This window comes from Micromonospora rifamycinica (assembly GCF_900090265.1).
Taxonomy (GTDB): Bacteria; Actinomycetota; Actinomycetes; order Mycobacteriales; family Micromonosporaceae; genus Micromonospora; species Micromonospora rifamycinica.
On record NZ_LT607752.1, the window covers coordinates 4199404 to 4222131 of the forward strand.

The 22728-nt window shown below is 73.0% G+C and carries 20 protein-coding genes and 1 pseudogene; 9 read left to right on the plus strand and 12 right to left on the minus strand.

Annotation, left to right across the window (positions count from 1 at the left end):
* Positions 1–130 precede the first annotated feature (130 nt).
* The 3 genes from purM to GA0070623_RS17400 all read right to left on the minus strand — a co-directional run bounded on the left by purM (position 131) and on the right by GA0070623_RS17400 (position 3402).
* Positions 131–1285, minus strand: coding sequence for a phosphoribosylformylglycinamidine cyclo-ligase (gene purM, locus GA0070623_RS17390; protein ID WP_067303311.1), 1155 nt, complete (start codon positions 1283–1285; stop codon positions 131–133).
* A 59-nt stretch (positions 1286–1344) separates the two neighbouring features.
* Complete coding sequence (purF, locus tag GA0070623_RS17395) at positions 1345–2880, minus strand: amidophosphoribosyltransferase (protein WP_067303309.1); 1536 nt, start codon at positions 2878–2880, stop codon at positions 1345–1347.
* Positions 2881–3048: 168 nt separating this feature from the next.
* Entirely contained in the window at positions 3049–3402 is a 354-nt protein-coding gene (locus GA0070623_RS17400; RefSeq protein WP_067303305.1) for a sterol carrier family protein, read from the minus strand.
* Positions 3403–3552: 150 nt separating this feature from the next.
* On the opposite strand from GA0070623_RS17400, the gene GA0070623_RS17405 reads away from it, so the two are divergent.
* Positions 3553–5853, plus strand: a complete 2301-nt coding sequence (locus tag GA0070623_RS17405) for a carboxypeptidase regulatory-like domain-containing protein (RefSeq protein WP_084261101.1) — start codon at positions 3553–3555, stop codon at positions 5851–5853.
* Between the two features lie 98 nt (positions 5854–5951).
* Here GA0070623_RS17405 and GA0070623_RS17410 read toward each other — a convergent pair whose 3' ends face one another.
* The 4 genes from GA0070623_RS17410 to purS form a co-directional block, all read right to left on the minus strand.
* Positions 5952–6707 (minus strand): 2-phosphosulfolactate phosphatase, encoded by a 756-nt coding sequence (locus GA0070623_RS17410; RefSeq protein WP_067303404.1) that lies wholly within the window; start codon positions 6705–6707, stop codon positions 5952–5954.
* A gap of 4 nt (positions 6708–6711) precedes the next feature.
* Positions 6712–9576 (minus strand): phosphoribosylformylglycinamidine synthase subunit PurL, encoded by a 2865-nt coding sequence (gene purL / locus GA0070623_RS17415; RefSeq protein ID WP_067303299.1) that lies wholly within the window; start codon positions 9574–9576, stop codon positions 6712–6714.
* A 70-nt stretch (positions 9577–9646) separates the two neighbouring features.
* Positions 9647–10330 (minus strand): phosphoribosylformylglycinamidine synthase subunit PurQ, encoded by a 684-nt coding sequence (gene purQ / locus GA0070623_RS17420; RefSeq protein WP_067303297.1) that lies wholly within the window; start codon positions 10328–10330, stop codon positions 9647–9649.
* Positions 10327–10587, minus strand: a complete 261-nt coding sequence (gene purS / locus GA0070623_RS17425; RefSeq protein WP_067303294.1) for a phosphoribosylformylglycinamidine synthase subunit PurS — start codon at positions 10585–10587, stop codon at positions 10327–10329. The genes purQ and purS overlap by 4 nt, the downstream gene beginning before the upstream one ends.
* 466 nt (positions 10588–11053) lie before the next feature.
* On the opposite strand from purS, the gene GA0070623_RS17430 reads away from it, so the two are divergent.
* On the plus strand, positions 11054–11737 hold the full coding sequence (locus tag GA0070623_RS17430; protein WP_067303291.1) for a S1 family peptidase: 684 nt from the start codon (positions 11054–11056) through the stop codon (positions 11735–11737).
* Positions 11738–11761: 24 nt separating this feature from the next.
* A pseudogene (locus GA0070623_RS17435) lies at positions 11762–12327 on the plus strand (YbjQ family protein).
* A 241-nt stretch (positions 12328–12568) separates the two neighbouring features.
* On the opposite strand, the gene purB reads toward GA0070623_RS17435, so the two are convergent.
* The 4 genes from purB to GA0070623_RS17455 all read right to left on the minus strand — a co-directional run bounded on the left by purB (position 12569) and on the right by GA0070623_RS17455 (position 16095).
* Positions 12569–13993, minus strand: coding sequence for an adenylosuccinate lyase (gene purB, locus GA0070623_RS17440; protein WP_067303398.1), 1425 nt, complete (start codon positions 13991–13993; stop codon positions 12569–12571).
* Positions 13994–14117: 124 nt separating this feature from the next.
* Entirely contained in the window at positions 14118–14723 is a 606-nt protein-coding gene (locus tag GA0070623_RS17445; RefSeq protein WP_157517456.1) for a hypothetical protein, read from the minus strand.
* A 165-nt stretch (positions 14724–14888) separates the two neighbouring features.
* Entirely contained in the window at positions 14889–15602 is a 714-nt protein-coding gene (locus tag GA0070623_RS17450; RefSeq protein WP_067303285.1) for a GntR family transcriptional regulator, read from the minus strand.
* A gap of 19 nt (positions 15603–15621) precedes the next feature.
* Entirely contained in the window at positions 15622–16095 is a 474-nt protein-coding gene (locus GA0070623_RS17455) for a GntR family transcriptional regulator (RefSeq protein ID WP_084261097.1), read from the minus strand.
* Positions 16096–16312: 217 nt separating this feature from the next.
* On the opposite strand from GA0070623_RS17455, the gene GA0070623_RS31420 reads away from it, so the two are divergent.
* Positions 16313–16435 (plus strand): hypothetical protein, encoded by a 123-nt coding sequence (locus GA0070623_RS31420; RefSeq protein ID WP_269458961.1) that lies wholly within the window; start codon positions 16313–16315, stop codon positions 16433–16435.
* Complete coding sequence (locus GA0070623_RS30400) at positions 16432–16896, plus strand: hypothetical protein (protein ID WP_084261096.1); 465 nt, start codon at positions 16432–16434, stop codon at positions 16894–16896. Before GA0070623_RS31420 ends, GA0070623_RS30400 begins: the two co-directional genes overlap by 4 nt.
* 18 nt (positions 16897–16914) lie before the next feature.
* Here GA0070623_RS30400 and GA0070623_RS17465 read toward each other — a convergent pair whose 3' ends face one another.
* Positions 16915–18207: an acetyl-CoA C-acetyltransferase gene (locus tag GA0070623_RS17465; RefSeq protein WP_067303282.1), complete on the minus strand. Its 1293-nt coding sequence runs from the start codon at positions 18205–18207 to the stop codon at positions 16915–16917.
* 56 nt (positions 18208–18263) lie between these two features.
* On the opposite strand from GA0070623_RS17465, the gene GA0070623_RS17470 reads away from it, so the two are divergent.
* The 4 genes from GA0070623_RS17470 to GA0070623_RS17485 all read left to right on the plus strand — a co-directional run bounded on the left by GA0070623_RS17470 (position 18264) and on the right by GA0070623_RS17485 (position 22718).
* Entirely contained in the window at positions 18264–19640 is a 1377-nt protein-coding gene (locus GA0070623_RS17470; protein WP_067303279.1) for a 3-oxoacyl-ACP reductase, read from the plus strand.
* Positions 19640–20752 carry a MaoC/PaaZ C-terminal domain-containing protein gene (locus tag GA0070623_RS17475; RefSeq protein WP_084261100.1) on the plus strand — a complete coding sequence of 371 codons (1113 nt, stop codon included), beginning with the start codon at positions 19640–19642 and terminating at the stop codon, positions 20750–20752. Before GA0070623_RS17470 ends, GA0070623_RS17475 begins: the two co-directional genes overlap by 1 nt.
* A gap of 146 nt (positions 20753–20898) precedes the next feature.
* Complete coding sequence (locus tag GA0070623_RS17480; RefSeq protein ID WP_067303273.1) at positions 20899–21651, plus strand: NUDIX hydrolase; 753 nt, start codon at positions 20899–20901, stop codon at positions 21649–21651.
* Positions 21648–22718, plus strand: coding sequence for a serine/threonine-protein kinase (locus tag GA0070623_RS17485; RefSeq protein ID WP_067303270.1), 1071 nt, complete (start codon positions 21648–21650; stop codon positions 22716–22718). The genes GA0070623_RS17480 and GA0070623_RS17485 overlap by 4 nt, the downstream gene beginning before the upstream one ends.
* Positions 22719–22728: the final 10 nt, after the last annotated feature.

Genomic DNA, 22728 nt, shown 5'->3' on the forward strand with positions numbered 1-22728 from the left:
GCCACGGACCGAGCCCGAGCCCGAGCAGCCATCGACCCTCCTCCCGTGCCCGAAGTGTCCTTCAGGCTAGGCGGCGACGACCGCTCGGGTGAACCCCCGACCAGGTGCCCGGCCGATCGAGCCGAGATGGTCAGCCCCGGGTGTGCTGGCCGATCATCTGGACCTTGCCGGTGCCCTCGATGATCTCGCCGGCGTGCCAGGCGTCCACGCCCCGGCCGGCGAGGGTGGCCAACGCGCGGTCGGCATCCTCGGCGGAGACGATGGCGAACATACCGACGCCCATGTTGAACGTCGACTCCATGTCCTGGTCGTCGATCCGGCCCTTCGACTGGATCAGGTCGAAGATCGGCTGCGGCTTCCAGGTGGCCCGGTCGACCACCGCGTCGACGTGCTCGGGCAACACCCGGACCAGGTTGCCCGGGATGCCACCGCCGGTGACGTGGGCGATCGACCGCACCTCCGCCTCGGTGATCAGCTTCAGGCAGTCCTGCGCGTAGATCTTGGTCGGGGTGAGCAGCTCCTCGCCCAGCGTGCGCTGCCGGCCGAAGTCGTCGATCACCACGTCCAGCCGCATCCGGCCGGCCCCCAGCAGCACGTGCCGGACCAGCGAGTAGCCGTTGGAGTGCAGACCGGACGACCGCATCGCGATCACCACGTCGCCCACCTCGACCCGGTCCGGGCTGAGGATCTCGCTCTCCTCGACCACGCCGACGCCGGTGGCGGAGACGTCGTACTCGTCGGGGCGCAGCACGCCCGGGTGCTCGGCGGTCTCGCCACCGAGCAGCGCGCAGCCGGCGTACCGGCAGCCGTCGGCGATACCCGCGCCGATCTCGGCCACCCGGTCCGGCACGACCTCGCCGGTGGCGATGTAGTCGAGCAGGAACAGCGGCTCGGCCCCGCAGGCCACCAGGTCGTCGACGACCATCGCGACCAGGTCGATGCCGATCGTGTCGTGGATGTCGAGCTGCTGGGCGATGACCAGCTTGGTGCCAACCCCGTCGGTGGAGGATGCCAGGATCGGGTTCTTGTACTTCTTGGTGTCCAACCGGAACAGGCCGGCGAAACCGCCCAGGTCGCCCATGACCTCCGGCCGCCGGGTCTCCTTCACCTTCGACTTGAGCAGCTCGACCGCCCGGTCGCCCGCCTCGATCGACACCCCGGCGTCGGCGTACGAGACCGAGCGTTTGCGGGTGGTGCGGCCGGTGCCCGCCGTCCAGGGCTGGCGGTCGCCACCGGCGCCGCTCGGGCTACTACCTGCGCCGCTGCGCTCGGACACGTAGGTCACGGTTCTCCCCTTTGTGGTTCTCGGTGCCGCGCCGACGGTGGCCGGACGGCCCCGGTGTACTACGGGCGGTGGGCGGTCGCGCCGCCCGGAGTGGCGACGAGCGGTGTGTGGTGCTCGGGGGCGTCCGGGGCGTCGGCGACCCGCCGGCCCACCCCTTCGAGCACGTGCTTGCCGATCAGGTTCCCGGCCGGCAGGTCGATCGGGTACTCCCCGTCGAAGCAGGCCCGGCAGAGCCGGGTCCTGGGCTGTTCGGTCGCGGCGATGAGACCGGGGAGCGAGACGTAGCCGAGGGTGTCGGCACCGATGGAGCGCCGGATGCCCTCGTTGTCCAGCCCGTTGGCCAGGAGTTCGGCCCGGGTGGCGAAGTCGATGCCGTAGAAGCACGGCCAGTTGACCGGCGGGGAGGAGATCCGGACGTGGACCTCCAGGGCACCCGCCTCCCGGAGCATCCGGACGATCGCCCGCTGGGTGTTGCCGCGCACGATCGAGTCGTCGACCACGACCAGCCGCTTGCCCCGCACGTTCTCCCGCAGCGGGTTCAGCTTGAGTCGTACGCCGAGTTGGCGGAGGGTCTGCGACGGCTGGATGAAGGTACGCCCGACGTACGGGTTCTTCATCAGGCCGGCGCCGTACGTGATGCCGGACGCCTCCGCGTAGCCGATGGCGGCCGGCGTGCCCGACTCGGGCACCGGGATCACCAGGTCCGCCTCGACCGGGTGCTCCTTGGCGAGCTGCCGGCCGATCTGCACCCGGGCGGCGTGCACGTTGCGGCCGGCGATGGTGGCGTCCGGGCGGGCGATGTAGACGTACTCGAAGAGGCAGCCCTTGGGCTCCGGGGCGGCGAACCGGTTGGACCGCAGGCCCTGCTCGTCGATCGCGATCAGCTCCCCCGGCTCGACCTCGCGGACCACGCTCGCGCCCACGATGTCCAGCGCGGCGGTCTCGCTGGCCACCACCCAGCCGCGTTCCAACCGGCCGAGCACCAGCGGGCGGACGCCGTGCGGATCCCGCGCGGCGTAGAGGGTCGACTCGTCCATGAAGACGAAGCTGAACGCGCCGCGCAGCTGGGGCAGGACCTCCAGCGCGGCGGCCTCCACCGACAGATCGGGGCGGCTGGCCAGCAGCATGGTCACCAGCGAGGTGTCGTTGGTCGCCCCGTCGTCGAGCAGCCCGCGCTCGGCGACCTCCTTCTGCAGCTCGGCGGTGTTGACCAGGTTGCCGTTGTGCGCCAGGGCGATGGTGGTGCCCGACGTGGTCGACCGGATGGTCGGCTGGGCATTTTCCCAGGTCGAGCCGCCAGTCGTGGAGTAACGCGCGTGCCCGATCGCCAGGTGGCCCCGCAGGCTCTTCAGCGTCGGCTCGTCGAACACCTGGGCCACCAGGCCCAGGTCCTTGTAGACCACCACCCCGGACCCGTCGCTCACCGCGATGCCGGCGGCCTCCTGGCCCCGGTGCTGGAGTGCGTAGAGACCGAAATAGGTAAGGTTGGCGACCTCTTCACCAGGAGCCCAGACGCCGAAGACGCCACACGCGTCCTGGGGGCCGGGTCGCTGGGGGTCAAGGTCGTGGCTCAGCCGGCCATCGCCTCGGGGCACTGCCGCTCCCTCATGCTGGTCTGGACTGGCCTGGCGGAGCCGGGGGGCTGCTCCGCGCCTTTCGGCCCTGGACCACTGTCGTCGCCTGACAGTGTACGCGAACACGAGTCGATACAGAAAGTCACGATCCGCCTCCGACCGGTCACCTGATCACGGGAAACGGCGCAGCTAGAGCGGCAGATGGTCGGAGAGGTCCGCCCGGTTTCCGCTCACCTGCACGCGACCGTCCGTGACCGCCTCCGCCCAGGACAACCGGCCCGTGGCGAGCTCCAGCCAGGTTGCCGGCCCCATCTCCACCACGTTCGGCGGGGTGCCCCGGGTGTGCCGGGGACCGGGCAGACACTGAACTGCGCCGTAAGGGGGGACGCGCACCTCCACCGATCGGCCGGGTGAACGGTCCGCGAGGGCGGCCAGAAGGGCACGGACCGCATCCCGGTACACCGCCCGTTCGGGCGTGCGCCCCTCATCGAGTGCGGTCAGCGCCGCCAATACCACGGCGGACTTAATGTGCGGAGAGGACACGACGGGACGATACGACCCCAGGTTGTCAGGTGCCACGCTGGCCCCTGGGTCGCGCCGATCCGGTCAGACAAGGCATAGTTGCCGACGGCGTATTCGTACCGTGATGATCCCCGGCCCCCGCCGGGGAAGTCAGACCGGAAGGCGGTGGACGTGTCAACACACCGACGTGCCTGGACGCAGCGGGCCGGTGTGGTCGTAGCGCTGGTGGCCGGCGCCCTGCTCACCGTCCCCGCAACACCCGCCTTCGCCGCTCCGAGCGTCAACAACGTGTCGGCGTCCCCGAGTTCCGTCGAGGCCGGAAAGACTACCCGGGTCAGCTACTCGCTCACCGTGGGTGACGGCTCCCCGGTCGACGTCTCCGTCACCTCCAGCAACGGCAAGTTGCGGTGCGTGGACGGTTGCAGTCGTAACAAGGTCGACCAGAGCGGCGGATCCAGCGCCAGCTTCACCCTCGCCGACGACGCGTCGAACGGCTCCGCCACGATCACCGTGAAGGCCGTCGACGCCAACGGCGGCGAGAACTCCGCCAGCACCACCGTCACCCTGGTGGCCAGGGCCGCGCCGCAGACCACCCCGCCGCAGGACAAACCGACGGTCAAGTCGATCTCCGGCAAGGTGGTCGTGACGGCCACCGGCGACCCGGTACCCAACGCGGTGGTGGGGCTGGAGGACTCGACCGGCAAGCAGTTCAACACCACCAGCGACGGCAGCGGCAACTTCCGGATCACCGGCTCCACCGCCAACCCGATCGCCCCCGGCTCGATGGTGCTCGGCGCCAGCAAGGACGGCGTGGTCGCCACCAAGCCGATCAGCGCCGGCGCCGGGCAGAGCCTGAGCAACCAGCGGATCAGCCTGGCGCTCAAGGTCGAGGTCAGCCCGAGCGCCACCCCGTCGCCCACCACCGAGGAGACGCCGACGGCGGAGACGACCGACGAGACCACCGAGGAGACCACCGAACCGGGTGGCGGGCAGCAGCAGGCCGCGTCCCAGGACGAGGAGAGCGGCTTCGGCTCCTTCCTGATCATCCTGCTCGGCGGTCTGTTGGTCGCGGCCGGTGTCGGCACCATCGTGCTGCTCTGGATCCGGCGCAAGAACGCCGACGCGGACGACGGGGACGCGCCCGCCGCCGCGGCAGCGGGTGGCGTGCCCGGTCCACGCGGCGCGGACGACCAGACCCGGGTGGTCAACCGGGTCGGCGCCGGCCCCGACCCGACGATGGTCGGCAGCTCCGCGCTGAGCGACGCGCCGACGATGATGCAACGACCGATCGTCGACGACGTCCCGCCGGACCCGTACGCCGCGCCCCCGCAGCCCTACGGCGGCCCACAGGACAACTGGCCCGGCGCCGGCGGTTACGGCGAGGAGCCCCCCGGCCAGGGCGGTTACGGCCAACAGGCCGGTTACGGCGGCACGCCCTCCTCCGGTGGCGGTTACGGTGCCGCCGGCGGCTACGGCGCGGCGGCCTCCCCCGCGGGCGGCTACGGCAACGCCCCCTCGTCGGGCAGCGGCTACGGCAACGCGCCGTCCTCCGGCAGCGGCTACGGCAACGCCCCCGCCTCCGGCGGTGGTTACGGCAACGCCCCCGCCTCCGGGGCCGGCGGCTACGGCGGTCGGGACTACGGCGCGTCGGCCGGGGCCGGCTACCCGGCACAGGAGCCGACCGGAGGGTACGCCGGCCAGCGCTACGACGAGCCCACCGGCCGGTACACCGGCGACAGCACCTCGTACGCGCCGGCCGCCGACCCGTACCCGACCAGCACATACCAGCCGGAGCCGGACGCGTACGGCCAGCCCGGCGCGGCCGGCTACAACCAGCCCGAGCAGGGCGGCTACGGCCGGGGTGCGGAACCGACCGGCGCCGGCGGCTACGGCCGGGGCGCGGAACCGACCGGCGCTCGCAGCTACGGCCGGGGCGCCGAGCCCACGGGCGCTGGCGGGTACGGCCAGCAGGCGGGCTACGACGCCGACCCGGCCCAGGGCTACGGCGGCCAGCACGGCGGCGGCTACGACCAGCCCGGCGGCACCCAGGGCGGCTACGATCAGCGCGGCGGCGCCCACCAGGGCGGGTACGACCAGCCGGCCGGCACCCACCAGGGCGGCTACGACCAGCGCGGCTACGACCAGCGCGGCGGTGCCCACCAGGGCCGATACGACCAGCCGGGTTACGACCAGCAGCCCGGCTACGGCTCCCCGCAGGGCGGGTACGACCAGCCCGGTGGCTACCCCGCCGAGCAGCCGCAGGGCGGCCACGGTCAGGAACCGCCGCACCAGCGTGGCGGCGGGTACGACCCGCAGGGCTACGACCAGCACCAGGGCGGCTACTACGGCGACCCGGCCCAGGCCGGTCGGGACCAGCCCCCGGGCGGCCAGCCGCCGTCGGGCCGGGCGGCCCGGCCGGACGGCCCGCCCCCGGAGCGCGGCGGACGCCGCCTCGACTGGCTGGACGACTGACCCTCAGGCAACACCGACAGCGGGCCGCCCGGAATCCCACCGGGCGGCCCGCTGTCGCTTCCGGGATTCCGCAGGGTCCGCAGTGCACCGGCCCGGAGTCAGCCGGCCGAGAAGACGCCCTGGCGGAGCACCGGCACCACGCTCGACACCTCACGCTGGACGGCGATCTCGACGTCCCCGGCGAAGCCGCCCTCGATCAGCTCACGGCCGGAGACGCAGCCGCGTACCGCCGCCGGCACGTCGGGGGTGCTGGCCAGCGCGGCGAGCGCCATCGCGGCCTCCACCGAGAGTCCACCGGGCACATCGGAGAGCGCGTCCAGCACACTGGCCGCACCCAACTGGTCCTCCACCGAGGGGCGCAGGGTGCCGTCCGGCCATCGTTCACCGGCGGCCACCACCCCCACCGGGGCGTCCGTCGCGCCGTACCCGTGGTGGCGCAGCCATCCCCCGACGGCGCGGGCGTTGCGCAGGCACGCCGCGACCACCGGTCGGCCGGTGGCGCTGGCGGCGGCGCTGATCGCCGAGCCGTTCGGCGACGGCAGCACCAGGTCGGCGGCGAACGGCGCGCTGCGCAGGGCCGCCGGGGAGAGCGACCACGGATGGTCGGCGTCGGCCTGCCGACGACCCACCGCGGCCACCGCACCGACCCGCACCGCGTAGTCGGCCGCCTGCTCGCCCCAGGGGAACGGGTGCACCCGCATCCCCCGGGCGACCGCCACCTCCACGGCGGTGGTGAACGAGAGCACGTCCACCACCACCAGGACGGCGCAGACCCGGCCTAGTTCCGCCGCCCCGGTCAGCCCCCAGTCGAACCGGGCACCCGATCCGGGCTGGGAATGGACGGCCGGGGTCACCGCCTCAGCGCTGGTCGGGCGTCGGACGCTGTCCGTCGCCGGACCCGGCCGCCGCAGTGTCGTCCGCACCGGCCGCCGGGGTCGACCCGGCCGCAGGCGCACCGGTGCCGTGCCCGGCGTCCGGCGACGCGGCGTCCGGCGTACCCGCTTCGGGGGTGTCCGCCCCGGCCGGGCCGCCCGACGCCGGTCCGGCGTCCGGTGCCGGCGCGGGGTGTGCGGTCGTCGGCCCGGGGGCCTCCGGTGCCGGCACGGGGTGTGCGGCGTCCGGGCCGGTGGGCGACGGGGCACCCGCCACCGCAGCGGCCACCACCTCGCCGGCCGGGTCGTCCGCGTCCGCCGGCTGCTCCCGGTCGGGTACGTCCACCGGCTGCCCGGCGGTGGCCGGCGCGATCGTGGTGGTGCCGGTCCGGACCGCCTCCACCTGCACCTGGGCCGCCTCCGGGCCGCCGAAGAGCCGGGGCAGGGTCGCGGTGTGCGCGGCCCGCAGCTCGTCCAGCCCGATCCGGAACTGGCCGTGCACGTCCAGGGCACCGCCCGCCGGATCGGTCACCCCGATCAGCTCCCACGGCACGCCGTGCTCGGCGCAGAGCGCGGTGAACGCCTTCTCGTGCCCGCGCGGCACGGTCACCAGCGCCCGGCCGGACGACTCGCTGAACAGGAAGACGAACGGCAACGAACCGTCGGCGAACCGCTCCGGCACCCCGATCCGGACCCCGACGCCCCGGCGCAGGCTGGACTCCACCAGGCTCTGCGCCAGGCCACCGTCGGACAGGTCGTGGGCGGAGCTGAGGTGACCCACCCGGGCCGCCGCCGCCATCAGCTCGGCGAGCTGGCGTTCCCGGCCCAGGTCGACCTGGGGCGGCATGCCGCCGAGGTGCTCGTGCGTCACCCAGGCCCACTCGGAGCCGGACAGCTCGACGTGCGTGTCGCCGAGCAGGTAGACCTGGTCGTGGTCGCCGTTGGCCCGCGGGACGAAGCCCATCGGCACCCGGTCGGCGACGTTGTCCAGCACACCCAGCACGCCGACCACCGGGGTGGGGTGGATCGCGGCGGCACCGGTCTGGTTGTAGAAGCTGACGTTGCCGCCGGTCACCGGGATGCCCAGTTCGAGGCAGCCGTCCGCCAGGCCACGGACGGCCTCGGCGAACTGCCACATCACGCCCGGGTCCTCCGGCGAGCCGAAGTTGAGGCAGTTGGTCACGGCGATCGGCTGCGCGCCGGTCACCGCCACGTTCCGGTACGCCTCGGCGAGCGCCAGCTTCGTCCCCTGGTACGGGTCGAGGCGGGCGTACCGGCCGTTGCCGTCGACGGAGAGGGCGACCCCCAGGCCGCTCTGCTCGTCGATCCGGATCACGCCGGAGTCCTCCGGCTGGGCGAGCACGGTGTTGCCGAGCACGTAGCGGTCGTACTGCTCGGTGACCCAGGTCTTGTCGGCGAGGTTGGGCGAGGCGATCATGCGGAGCAGGGTCTCCCGCAGCGCCTCCGGGTTACCCGGCCGGGGCAGCGTCTCGGCCCGGTCGGCCTGGAGCAGGATCAGGTCGGCCGGCTCCCGCATCGGGCGCGCGTAGACCGGACCGTCGTCGACCAGCGACCCCGGCGGCACGTCGACCACCACGTGGTCGTTCCAGGTGACCAGCAGCCGGCCCGGCCGCCCGTCGGGCGACGGCGCGGTGACCTCGCCGATCGCGGTGGCCAGCACCCCCCACTTCTCGGCGGTCTTGAGCACCGCCTCCAGCTTCTCCGGGGTCACCACCAGCAGCATCCGCTCCTGGGACTCGCTGGCCAGGATCTCGTGCGGCTCCATCGACGGCTCGCGCAGCGGAACCCGCTCCAACCAGACCCGCATCCCGGTGCCGGCGGACGCGGCGGTCTCGGTGAGCGCGCAGGTCAGGCCCGCGCCGCCGAGGTCCTGGATGCCGACGACCAGCTCGGCGTCGTACAGCTCCAGGCAGGCCTCGATCAGCAGCTTCTCGATGAACGGGTCACCGACCTGCACCGACGGGCGGCGCTGCTCGCTGCCCTCGTCGAAGGTGGCGCTGGCCAGCACCGACACGCCGCCGATGCCGTCCCGGCCGGTCTTCGCGCCGAGCAGCACCACGACGTTGCCGGGGCCGGCGGCGTCCTTCTTCTGCAACCGGTCGACCGGCAGCACCCCGAGGCAGAGCGCGTTGAGCAGCGGGTTGCCCTGGTAGCACGGGTCGAAGACCAGCTCGCCGCCGATGTTGGGCAGGCCGAGGCAGTTGCCGTAGCCGCCGACACCGGCCACCACCCCGGGCAGCACCCGGGCGGTGTCCGGGTGGTCGGCCGCGCCGAACCGCAGCGGGTCCATCACCGCGACCGGGCGGGCGCCCATCGCCAGGATGTCCCGGACGATGCCGCCGACGCCGGTCGCCGCACCCTGGTAGGGCTCGACGAAGCTCGGGTGGTTGTGCGACTCGACCTTGAAGGTGACGGCCAGCGTGTCGGAGACCCGGACCACGCCGGCGTTCTCCCCGATGCCGGCGAGCAGCCGGTCGCTCGGCGGGGCCTTCTCGCCGAACTGGCGCAGGTGCACCTTGCTGGACTTGTAGGAGCAGTGCTCGCTCCACATGATCGAGTACATGGCCAGCTCGGCCTGGGTGGGGCGGCGGCCGAGGATGTGCCGGATCCGGTCGTACTCGTCGTCGCGCAGGCCCAGCTCGGCGTACGGCTGGAGCTCGTCGCCGGTGGCGGTGGCCCGCTGCACGGTGTCCACGCCGTCGGCCCAGTCGGTGGTCGACGCCGGACCGGTGTGCCGGCCGGCGGTGGCCGGCGGCGCGACGGCCGCGTGCGGCCCCGCCGGGACGGAGCCCGCGGCGGCCCGTACGGCCGGGTCCTGGTGGGTGGTCATGACCTCTCCTCGCTGCGCTCGTACCCGCCCCGGGGGCGGTGGAGCCGACCGATGTTCCCGCCGTGCATCGTCACGCCGGCGTCCCCACCAGGTGCTTGAGCACTGAGGTGAAGAAGCCGAGGCCGTCCAGGGAGGGGCCGGTGAGCGCCTCGACCGCGTGCTCCGGGTGGGGCATGATGCCGACCACGTTGCCGGCGGCGTTGGTGATCGCGGCGATGTCCCGCTGCGAGCCGTTCGGGTTGCCGCCGACGTAGCGGGCGACGACCCGGCCCTCGGCCTCCAGTGCGTCCAGGGTGGCGGTGTCCGCCACGTAGCAGCCCTCGCCGTTCTTGACCGGGACGAGGATCTCCTGGCCGGGCTGGAAGGTGTTCGTCCAGGCGGTGCCCGCCGACTCGACCCGCAGGTGCTGGTCGCGGTTACGGAAGTGCAGGTGCTGGTTGCGGGTGAGGGCGCCGGGCAGCAGGTGGGCCTCGCAGAGGATCTGGAAGCCGTTGCAGATGCCGAGCACCGGCAGGCCGCCCCGGGCGGCGTCGACCAGGGTCTCCATCACCGGAGCGAAGCGGGCGATGGCCCCGCAGCGCAGGTAGTCGCCGTAGGAGAAACCACCCGGGAGCACGACGGCGTCCACCCCGTGCAGCTCCGGGTCACCGTGCCAGAGCCGGACCGGCTCCGCACCGGCGATCCGCACGGCACGGGCGGCGTCCCCGTCGTCCAGCGAGCCGGGGAAGGTCACCACTCCGACGCGGGCGGTCACGAGTGCGCGTCCGCGGTCTCGTCGGCCTCGACCCGGACCGTGAAGTCCTCGATGACGGGGTTGGCGAGCAGCTTGTCGGCGATCTCCCGGGCCCGGTCCAGGTCCGGTTCGCCGGTGAACTCGATCTCGATCCGCCTGCCGATGCGGACGGAGGCGACGTCACCGACGCCGAGCCGCGGCAGCGCGTTTGCGACGGCCTGGCCCTGAGGATCGAGGATCTCGGGCTTGAGCATGACGTCGACGACGACGCGAGGCACTGGGCACTCCTGACTGTGTACGCAGTTGGGTGCCGGCCCACTACGGGCGAGCGCAGCCAGCGTACCTGGCAGATTCCGGTCCGGACGCACCGGCCGGGCGCAGTTCAGGCAGTGATCGACATTACCGTCCACCGGGGCGGTCGACCGAGATCCGTTCGTTGCCGCTCTGATACGGATTTGTTGCCGATCGTCGTCGCGTCGACTCGACACAACCCATTTGAGCAGGCAATACGTGGCTCAACGCCAGATTTGGGACCGGTATCCGACAAACGGGGACGAGCGCCCCGCGAGTCATGTCTGTCACAACGACCGATCCCGATCACGAGCTTGTGTGTGATCCGGACGACCTCTAACCTCAATCGTCATATGTCGATGTCTGGTCGGCGTTCACGATGGGCCACCCCCGCCCCGCGCCGGCCACCGCGGCCCGGTGACCCCGGGCTGCCCGACGTGAAGGGAACCCGACATGCGCCTCCGGTCCACCCTCGCCGTGCTGACCACCGCCCTCGCCGGTGTCCTGGCCACCGCCTCCGGGGCCACCGCCGCCCCGGCCGGTCCGCAACCGATCATCGGCGGCAGCACCGTCTCCTCCGCCCCCTGGGCCGCCGCCGTCTTCAGCAACGGGTCGTTCACCTGCTCCGGCAGCGTCATCGCGGCCCAGTGGGTCCTCACCGCCCGGCACTGCGTCAGCGGCACCATGTCCGTCCGGGTCGGCAGCGTCTACTACGCCTCCGGCGGCACCACCCGTAGCGTCAGCGCCTCCTACACGCGCAACGACCTCGCCCTGCTCCGACTCGCCAGCACCGTCACCAACACCCCCGTCAGCCTGGCCAGCAGCAACCCGCCGGTCGGCTCCACCAACACCATCTACGGCTGGGGCATGACCTGCTACAGCGGCTGCGGGGCGTCCAGCCAGCTCAAGACCGCCTCGGTGCAGGTGACCAGCACCAACGCCACCGACGCGTACGGCGGCCAGGCGATCCGGAGCACCCGGATCAACGGCAACGCCTGGCGCGGCGACTCGGGCGGCCCGCAGTTCTACAACGGCCGGCAGGTCGGTGTCGCCTCCACCGCCGACGGGTCGAGCATCCAGAACTACGGCAGCGTCGCGTACAACCGGGCCTGGATCACCTCGACGGCCGGTGTCTGACGGTTACCACCGCAGGCGGCGCGGATGGCCGGTCGCGTGCCGACCGTCCGCGCCGCCTGGTTTTGCAGCATCCGACCAGGTGCGTACGGCACGCTTCGACGCCGTACGGCTACTGACAGCATCGAACCGTGCTGGTCGTGACGACGGATCAACTGCCCGGCTACGAGATCCGCCAGATCCTCGGCGAAGTGGTGTCGTCGATGGCGCGGACCCGTAATCCGTACCGTGAGGGGGTCAAGAACCTGCGCGGTGGCGCGTACGACCCGATGGCCCCGGACAACCTCACCCGGTGGCGTACCGACTCGGTGGCCCGGCTCGGCGAGGAGGCCCTGCGCATCGGCGCGAACGCCGTGGTGGGGATGCGCTTCGACAGCCGGGACTGCGGCGAGATGTGGATGGAGATCTGCGCCTACGGCACGGCGGTGATCGTGGTGCCCAAGGTCCCCGACGTCATGCCGCACGACCAGCCCCTGGTCGCCGCGGAGACCGCCCACGAGCCCGGCTTCGCCGAGGCCCCCGGCGGCATCGCCGAACCGGCGAGCGCCCCCAACCTCTCCTCCGCCGCCGAAACCCCCACCCGGGACTCCTGACCCGCCCGTCCCTGCCGCCCACCGCCCCTTTTGACCTCGGTGATCAAGAGGTTTACGCCAATTCGATCTTCATTGGTGACGCAAACCTCTTGATCACGGGGGCGAGCCGACGCCCGGCCAGGACTGCGGGGCGTGATCAAGAGGTTTGGGACTGGTTGATCTTCGTTGGTGACGCAAAGCTCTTGATCACCGGGGCAAGGGTGGGCGGGGCGGGCGGGGGAACGCGCGGGGCGGAGGGGGGTCAGAGGATGGGGGGTGGGGAGTAGGTGGCGGCTTCGGGGTGGGCGGTGACGACCGTGGTGATGCGGCGGGTGATCGCGTCCACCTGGGCCTGGGCGGCACCGGTGAAGGTGGCGGGGTCGGCGACCAGGGTGTCGATCTCGCTGCGGGTGAGGCCGAGGCGCGAGTCGGCGGCCAACCGGTCGAACAGGTCGTTGTCGGGAGCGCCCTTCTCCCGCATCGCAAGGGCCACCGCGACCGCGTGCTCCTTGATCACCTCGTGGGCGGCCTCCCGGCCGACGCCCCGGCGCACCGCCGCCACCAGGATCCTGGTGGTGGCCAGGAAGGGCAGGAAGCGCTCCAGCTCCCGGCTGATCACCGCCGGATACGCCCCGAACTCGTCGAGCACGGTGAGGAAGGTCTGGAACAGCCCGTCGGCGGCGAAGAAGGCGTCCGGCAGGGCCACCCGGCGGACCACCGAGCAGGAGACGTCCCCCTCGTTCCACTGGTCGCCGGCCAGCTCGCCGACCATCGACAGGTACCCCCGGATGATCACCGCGAAGCCGTTCACCCGCTCCGACGACCGGGTGTTCATCTTGTGCGGCATCGCGCTGGAGCCGACCTGGCCCGGCTTGAAGCCCTCGGTGGCCAGCTCCTGACCGACCATCAGCCGGATCGTGGTGGCCAGCGACGACGGCGCGGCGGCCACCTGCGCGAGCGCGGAGAGCACGTCGAAGTCCAGCGAGCGCGGGTAGACCTGCCCCACGCTGTCCAGCACCCGGGCGAACCCGAGGTGACCGGCGACCCGACGCTCCAGCTCGGCGACCTTCTCCGCGTCGCCGTCGAAGAGGTCGAGCTGGTCGGCGGCGGTGCCCACTGGACCCTTGATGCCGCGCAGCGGGTAGCGGCCGATCAGGTCTTCCAGCCGCTCGTACGCGATCAGCAGCTCCTCGGCCGCCGAGGCGAAGCGCTTGCCCAGCGTGGTGGCCTGCGCGGCGACGTTGTGCGAACGGCCGGTCAGCACCAGGCCGGAGTGCTCGTGGGCGAGCCAGGCCAGCCGGGCCAGCGCGGCGACCACCCGGTCCCGGATCAGCTCCAGCGAGGCGCGCACCTGGAGCTGCTCGACGTTCTCGGTGAGGTCGCGGGAGGTCATCCCCTTGTGCACGTGCTCGTGCCCGGCGAGCGCGCTGAACTCCTCGATCCGGGCCTTCACGTCGTGCCGGGTGACCCGCTCCCGCTCGGCGATCGACGCCAGGTCGACCTGGTCGACCACCCGCTCGTACGCCTCGACCACGCCGTCGGGGACCGCCACGCCGAGGTCCCGCTGGGCGCGGAGCACGGCGAGCCAGAGCCGCCGCTCCATCCGGACCTTCTCCTCCGGGGACCAGAGGGCGACCAGTTCGGGTGAGGCGTACCGGTGGGCGAGCACGTTCGGGATCGTCGTCACGTACCTCATTCTCGCCTACCCGACGACCGCCGCCCTGGTCGGGCCGACCAGGGGCCGGGCGGCGGGCCCTGCGACAGCGGCCGGTGGGGGGCCAGCCGGACCGCGCGGGCCACGCAGTCCGGCGTCAGACCTTCGGGATGTCGTGCACCGGCGCGGTGACCACGAGGGTCCTCGTCTGCTTGCCGTGCGCGTTGCGCGCCGTCAACGTGTACGTGTGCCGCTGGGTGTCACCCTCGCCACCCGAGCACGGGAAGGTGAGCTCCTCACTGCCGGTCGACGGGTAGTCGTCGCGGTAGACGCCGGGGCCGTCGACCGACAGGGCCACCGAGGTCGCGTTGCCGACCTTCCACTCCATCCGTACCCCAGTGCCGGGGATCGGGTTGACGGTGGTGCCGGCCGGGCAGCTCGGCTTGCGGGTGACCCGGAAGGAGCTGATGGTGGGGCCGCTCGCCGTCGTACCGGACGGGACGCCGCCGGTGTCCCCGCCACCGCCGGCCGTGGGGCTGCCGGTGGGGTCGGCCTCCTGGATCCCCACGCCCGGGGCGCCGCCGTCGGTGACCGTGCCGGTGTCGCCGGAGCCGCTCCTCGCGTGGCCCGACCCCGCCGGACCGCCAGCCGTCCCGACCGCCGGAGGCCCCTCGACATCCCTCGTGGTGGGGGCACAACCGCCGGCCGCGAGCACGCCGGCAAAAGCAACGGCAGCGGTACGCAGCAGGGCACGACCAGGCATGACGCTCCTCCACGGGGCACCGCCACCAGGACGCCGGGCGGGCTGACACCACGGTACGGAGCCCCGGCAACACCGCCCTGAGCTGCGCGAGCGCCGAGTGTCCGACCACAGTGGTCAGCAGATGCACGGGCCCTGCGCAGGTACCCCGGCGGGTATCGAGGACCGTCAGATACGGAACCCGTAACGAAGCTCGTGCAGATGACTGCCCTTGATCAGCACCGACACCTCGACAGGCTGTTTCGTCGCGGTGAGAACCACCCGCAGCTGGCGCAGCACAGGCACGTACGGCGGCAGCGCCAGCCTCTCCACCTCCTCGGAGGTCGGCATCCGGGCCGACACGTGATCGACCACCTCGTACTCCGGATGGCCGAGGTCCGCCAGGACCCGGGCGGCTCCACCGCTGATCTTGCGGCGTTCGGCGAGTTCGGTGCCCCGAGCCATCGAGGCCGGATAGTACGACCAGCACAACTCCGTCGGCTCCCCGCCGTGCAGCATCAGCCGCTGTCGGAGCACCACCGTGTCGTCGCTGCCCAGAGCCAGTAGCCGCGCCACCTCCGGGGAGGGCTCCACCTCCTCGACGGCGAGCAGGCGATAGCTGACCCCGTTCGGCTGCGGCGCGAGATAAGCCGAAGCCTCCATGACAAGGGCCTGGCGGTCGCGGACGTAGACACCTCTGCCCATCTCACTGCGCACCGATCCCTCCGCCTTCAATGCGGCAAGCGCCCGTTGAACAGTTGCCGTGGCAGCGGCATACCGCGTCGTCAAGGTAGGGATCGACGGCAGTTGAGAGCCGGCAGGCAGATCGCCAGACATGATGCGGGCCCGCAGGTCGGCCGCGATCTGCTCATGCCGAGGACGGTCGTCGCCTGTGCTGGCCATGTGCCGCTCCCTCGATCCGCTATTCGACGGTCAATTCGTACCGTAGGCGCCGGCCCTGCGGCACCATCGTCATGACGCTCAACTCGACAGGCACGCCCTCAGCGGTGCTGAGTAGCCGGGTCAGCCCGAGCACCCAATCTCCGGCCGTCAGCCCGAGCGCGCTCCGCTGGGATTCGGTGGGCTGCCGGGTGTAGACGTCCTCCGTGGCCCGCCCGGGACGATAGCCCAGCTCGGCGAGCAGACTGACCGCTCCTCCCCGGATCTTGCGGGGCTCACCCAAGGCCGTGCCGCGAGCGATCGAGGCCGGGTAGTACGAGTCGGTCAACTCGACCGGTTGCCCGTCGAACATCATGAGCCGCCGTCGAACGACGACCGGCGTGTCGGCATCCACCAGCAGCGCTTCCGCCACCTCAGCCGTCGGCGACACCTCCGTCACCTCCAACAGCCTCTGGGTGCCGAGCCCGCCCTGCTGCGCCGCCTCGGTGGCCCACATGTCCCCGCCTGCGCGCGATCGGGGCGTCACGTAAGGCATCGAGACACTGATCCACTCGGGGCGACTCACCTTCGACTCCTCTGCACCGGCACTGGCCAAGGGTAGTTCAGCAAAAACGATCTACCCATCCATCCTTAATGCCTTATTCGATAGGCAGTAAGGTTGTCGACGCCAGTGAAGCTGCCCTGCGTGCATCCGCGAACGACAGGAGTGGAAGATGGGCGCCTATCGGTCGACGAACAGCCAGGGCATGCTCCGGCAGGCACCACTGTTGACCTTCGCCTGGATGCTCCGGCTGCGCGCAGCCGCCACCGGGCCGCACTCCTCGGTGTCGTCATGACCGTCCGGCCGGTGGTCCCGTTCGGGATCGGCGACGTGGTGACGGTGGCCGAGCAGCACTACTGCTACGGGCTCGGCACCCTGACCCTACGGATCGTCAAGGTGGGCCGTCGGGAAGAACACAGCGACGGCCTGTGGATCCATCTGCGTGGCGTCGAACTGGGTCATCCGTCCGGGGCACGGCAGCGGCGGGTGCTCGCCCGCCTGGAGGCGATCCGGATCCGGCCGGTGCCCGCACTGGGTGCTCACGTACCGGCCCGCCCCGGCTGGCAGTGCACCGGATGCGGCGAGTCCTGGCCCTGCCGGGTGCGCCGCGACCGACTACTCACCGAGTACGCGGACGATCGCGCCGCCCTCGGCGTCTACCTCGGTCTGCAACTGGTAGAGGCGTTGACGGACCTGAGCCGTCAGCCGGCCGGCGACCTGCACGCCCGCTTCCTCGGCTGGCTGCGGACGAGGTGAGCCCGTACGGAAGCCGCCTCAGCGTTCCAGGATGGCGGTCACGCCCTGCCCGCCGGCCGCGCAGATCGAGATCAGCCCCCGGCCGCCGCCCTTCTCGGCGAGCAGCTTGGCCAGCGTAGCCACGATCCGGCCGCCGGTGGCGGCGAACGGGTGCCCGGCGGCCAGCGACGAGCCGGCGACGTTGAGCCGGTCCCGGTCGATCGCGCCCAGCGGGGCGTCCCGCCCCAGCCGGTCCTTGCCGAACTCCGGCGACTCCCAGGCGGCCAGGGTGGCCAGCACCTGGGAGGCGAACGCCTCGTGGATCTCGTAGAAGTCGAAGTCCTGGAGGGTCAACCCGGCCCGGTCCAGCATCCGGGGCACCGCGTAGGCGGGGGCCATCAGCAGCCCCTCGTCGCCGTGCACGAAGTCGACCGCCGCCGTCTCCGACCAGGAGAACCAGGCCAGCACGGGCAACTGGTGCTCGCGCGCCCACTGCTCGGAGGCGAGCAGCACGGTGGACGCGCCGTCGGTCAGCGGGGACGAGTTGCCGGCGGTCATGGTGGCCTGCCCGGCGTCCGGGCCCCGGGTGCCGAAGACCGGCCGGAGCGCGCCGAGCTTCTCCGGGCTGGTGTCGGGCCGGAGGTTCTGGTCCCGGGTCAGCCCGAGGTAGGGGGTCATCAGGTCGTCGAAGAACCCCCTGTCGTACGCGGCGGCGAGGCGCTGGTGCGAGCGCAGCGCCAACTCGTCCTGCGCCTGCCGGTCGATCTGCCAGCGCAGCGCCGTCCGGGCGGCGTGCTCGCCCATGGACAGCCCGGTGCGGGGCTCGGCGTTGCGCGGCAGCTCGGGCCGGAACGGCTGGTGCGGACGGAGCCTGGCGGCGATCTTCAGCCGCTCGCCGAGGGTCCGGGCGCTGTTGAGCTTCAGCAGGGTGCGGCGCATGTCCTCGTTGATCGCCAGCGGTGCGTCGGAGGTGGTGTCGACACCACCGGCGATGCCCACGTCGAGCTGCCCGAGGGCGATCTTGTTGGCGACCAGGATGGCCGCCTCCAGGCCGGTGCCGCAGGCCTGCTGGATGTCGTACGCGGGGGTGTGCGGGTCGAGCTTCGAGCCGAGCACCACCTCCCGGGTCAGGTTGAAGTCCTTCGCGTGCTTGAGGACCGCCCCGGCCACCACCTCGCCGACCCGCTGCCCGGCCAGCCCGAACCGGGCGATCAGCCCGTCCAGCGCCGCGCCGAGCAGGTCGGCGTTGGACGCGTCGGCGTACCGGGAGTTGGACCGGGCGAAGGGGATGCGGTTGCCGCCGATGACCGCGACCCGCCGGATGCTCTGCACGATCCCGCCTCCGTTTCAGGACTTGCCCACAACCTACTGGCCAGTAGGCTACGCCTATGACCGACAGGTACGCGAGCTTCGTCCGATCGGGGGCCGGTCGCGCGCTGGTCAAGCGCCTCGGCCTGCCCGACCCACCGCGACTGCGCCGGCACACCCCCGGCGAGCCGCTGCTGCCCGGTCCGGCCCTGCTCGGCGCGGCCGGCGGATCGAGGCTGGCGGTGCAGGTAGGCCGGATACTCCTGGACGCCGGGGTCGAGTTGCGCGACACCCCGGCGAGCAGTACCCCGGACCCGACCACCGGCCGGTTGCCGGGGAACGGCGCCCTGGTCTACGACGCCACCGGCATCACCGACTCCACCGGCCTGCGCCAGCTCTACGACTTCTTCCACCCGCAGGCGCGCTCGGTCCTGCCCAGCGGCCGGGTGATCGTGCTGGGCACCCCGCCGGCCGGGTGCGGCTCCCCCCGGGAGGCCACCGCCCAGCGGTCCCTGGAAGGGCTCGTCCGCAGCATCGGCAAGGAGTTCGGTCGTGGCGTCACCGCCCAACTGGTGTACGTCACCCCGGACGGGGACGCCGGCACCGCGACCAGCCTGGAGGCGACCCTGCGGTTCCTGCTCTCCGGCCGCTCCGCGTACGTCTCGGGGCAGGTGGTCCGGGTCGGCACCGGGACCGCGACCGCCCCGGCGGACTGGAACCGGCCGCTGGCCGGGCAGGTGGTGCTGGTCACCGGCGCGGCCCGGGGCATCGGCGCGGCGGTGGCCCGGGTGCTGTCCCGCGACGGCGCGCAGGTCGTCGCGCTGGACGTCCCGGCAGCCGGGGACGCCCTCGCGGCGGTCGTCAACGAGATCGGCGGCACCGCCGTACAGCTCGACCTGACCGGCGCGGACGCGCCCGCCCGGCTCGCCGACCACCTGGCCGACCGGCACGGCCGGGTCGACGTGGTGGTGCACAATGCCGGCATCACCCGGGACCGGACGCTGGGTCGGATGGACGCCGACCGGTGGGACGCGGTGCTCGACGTCAACCTCTCCAGTCAGGAACGGATCAACGACGTGCTGTTGGAAAGGGAGTTGATCCCCGCGGGCGGGCGGCTGGTCGCCGTCTCGTCGATCGCCGGGATCGCCGGCAACCGGGGCCAGACCAACTACGCGACCAGCAAGGCCGGGGTGATCGGCCTGGTCGACGCGCTCGCCCCGGCGCTGGCCGGGCGGGGGATCAGCGTCAACGCGGTCGCCCCCGGGTTCATCGAGACCCGGCTGACCGCCCGGGTTCCGCTGGTGATCCGGGAGGCGGGTCGCCGGATGAACAGCATGGCGCAGGGCGGCCTGCCGGTGGACGTCGCCGAGACGATCGGCTGGCTGGCCTGGCCGGCCTCGGGCGCGGTCAGCGGCAACGTGGTCCGGGTCTGCGGCCAGAGTCTGCTGGGGGCGTGATGGCACGGCGCAGGAACCGACCCGGGGACTCCGACGACGGCGAACTGTCGGTCGGCGACCTGATCGATGGGCCGACCGAGGTCATCTCAGCGGCCGCCCTTGCCGCCGCCCGCGCCGCCGGGCCGGACCACAGCGCCGACGAGACCCACGACCTGTCGGCGTACGCCACCCGGGACCTGACGCCCCCGGCCGGCACCGACCCGGCGGCCGGCACCGAGGACCTGACGGGCCGGTCGGGCGGCCACGACGGCGGGCCTGCGGCCCGGCCCCGGGTGGTGCTTCCGGGGCTGCCCCGACCGGGTGCGCTCCGCCGGCGGGCGCTGCGCGACGCGTTGCCAGGGATCGGCCGTTCCCGCCGGCCGGATGCCGCGCCCCCGGTCGAGCTGGCCGTCGCCGGGGTCACCGTGGACCGGGCCCATCTCGCGGAGTACGACCGGGTGTGCGGTTTCCGGGTGGCCGACGCGCTGCCGGCGACCTACCCGCACGTACTGGGGTTCCCGTTGGCGCTGCGGTTGATGACCCTGCCGGAGTTCCCGTTCCCGCTGGCCGGGGTGGTGCACGTGGGCAACCGGATCACGGTCCACCGGCCGGTCCCGGCCGACGTGCCGTGGGACTTCGTCGCGTACGCCGGGAATCTGCGGCCGCACGCCCGGGGGCGGCAGGTCGACGTCGTCCTGGTCGGCTCGGTCGACGGTGAGCAGGTGTGGCGCGGGGTGTCGACGTACCTGGGTCGGGAGCGGGGGGCCGGCGGCGGTGGACGCGACCCCGGTGGGCGGCCCGCACCGCCGGCCGCCACCGCGCACTGGCGACTCACCCCCCGGGTGGGTACGGACTACGCCCGGGTCTCCGGGGACCACAACCCGATCCACACCTCCCGGTTGGGGGCGCGGCTGTTCGGTTTCCCCCGGCCGATCGCGCACGGCATGTGGAGCAAGGCCCGCTGCCTGGCCGCGCTGGAGAGCCGGCTGCCGGAGGCGTACACGGTGGAGGTGGCGTTCAAGCTGCCGGTGCCGCTGCCCTCGACTGTCGCGTTCAGCGCCGTGCCGGGCTGGGACTTCGCCCTGCACGACGCCCGGAACGGCCGCCCGCACCTGGTGGGCACCGTCCGCTGAGGCCGGACGCCGCCCGGCCCGGCACGGTGCCGGGCGGCCAGGTGACGGGACGCACAGCGCCGTCGACTGCTGCCCCCGTTGCGGAGCACTTTTTCGTCAGCTAAGTTGTTCTCAGAACGAGTAATTCTCACTCTGAGAGGGACGCCGTGAACGAGCAGGAATTCCTCGCCGGTTACGACCCGAGCGCCTACCCCTCGACCGCGGTCACCGTGGACGTGGTGGCGCTGACCATCCGCGAGGGCGCGCTGCACCTGCTGCTGATCCGGCGCGGCCAACCGCCGTACCAGGGGCACTGGGCGCTGCCCGGCGGCTTCGTCCAGCCCGACGAGGACCTGACCACCGGTGCCCGCCGCGAGCTGGCCGAGGAGACCGGCCTCGGCGGTGACCGGCTGCGCCGCGTCCACCTGGAACAACTCGCCAGCTACGGCAGCCCGGACCGCGACCCGCGGATGCGGATCGTCTCCGTCGCCCACCTCGCCTTCGCCCCCGACCTGCCCGACCCGGTCGCCGACTCCGACGCCGACGAGGCCGGCTGGCTGCCGGTCACCGCCCTGCCCAGCCGGCAACTCGCCTTCGACCACGCCCGGATCGTCGACGACGGGCTGGAGCGGGCCCGCTCCAAGCTGGAGTACACCCCGCTGGCCACCCGCTTCCTCGGCCCCGAGTTCACCATCGCCGAGCTGCGCGGCGTCTACGAGACGGTGTGGGGTCACCCGCTGCACGCCGGCAACTTCCACCGCAAGGTGCTCTCCGTCCCCGGCTTCGTGGAGAGCACCGGTGTCAGCACCGAACGCGGCGGCACCCGGGGCGGCCCCCGCGCCCGCCTCTACCGGGCCGGCGACGCCCGACTGCTGCACCCGGCGCTGCTGCGCCCCGCCCGGGAGGAGACCGTCCGGTGAGGACCGACGAGGCGATCCGGCTGGTCGCGGCGGCCCGCACCGACACCGACCTGTTCGGCGTCGACACCCCGGCGCGGCGCTACCGCGAGCTGGTCGCGGCCCTGCACCCCGACCGGCTGGGCGCGCTCGACCATCGGGTACGCGCCGCCGCCACCGACGCGTTCGTCCAGGTCACCACCCGCTGGCAGGCCACCCGGACCGCCGCCCCCGGCGACCCGACCGGCACCCCCGGCGACCCGACGGCCGCCTCCGGCCGACCGGCACCGGACGGCCGCACCGCCACCGACGGGACCACTGTCGTGCTCGGCGGGTACCGGCTCGGCGCCCTCGCCCACCGCGGCGACCTGGCCGACCTCTACGACGTCGGGGCGGACCGCCTGCTCAAGCTGCCCCGTGACCCGGCCGACAACGACCTGCTGGCCCGCGAGGCGCACGCCCTGCGGCAGATCGAGGAGCGCGGCGACCCGCGCCACCTGCCGTACGTGCCCCGGCTGGTGGACAGCTTCCGGCACCGCGACGCCGCCAGCGGGGCGGAACGCCGGATCAGCGTGCTCGCCGCCGTGCCGGGGCTGCACGACCTCGACGCGGTCCGCCGGGCGTACCCCGACGGGCTGGACGCCCGGGACGCGGCCTGGATGTGGCGGCGGCTGCTGGTCGCCCTCGGCCTGGCCCACCGGGCCGGCGTGGTGCACGGTGCGGTGCTCCCCCGGCACGTGCTGATCGAGCCGGACGCGCACGGCGTGGTGCTCGTCGACTGGTGCTTCTCCGCCGTCGACGGCGGCACCGTCCCGGCGCTGGTCCCCGGCCACGAGGACTGGTACCCGCCGGAGGTCACCGCACGGCGACCCGCCGGCCCCGGCACCGACCTGGCGATGGCCGCGGCGTGCATGAGCTGGCTGATGGGCGACCGCGCCCCCCGTGAACTGCGCGCCTTCGCCGACGGCTGCCGCCGCCCGGCGCTGGCCGCCCGACCCGACGACGCCTGGCGACTGCTCGGCGAACTCGACGAGGTGCTCGACCGGCTCTACGGGCCGCGCACCTTCCGACCGTTCACCCTCAACCCCTAGGGAGGCTGCC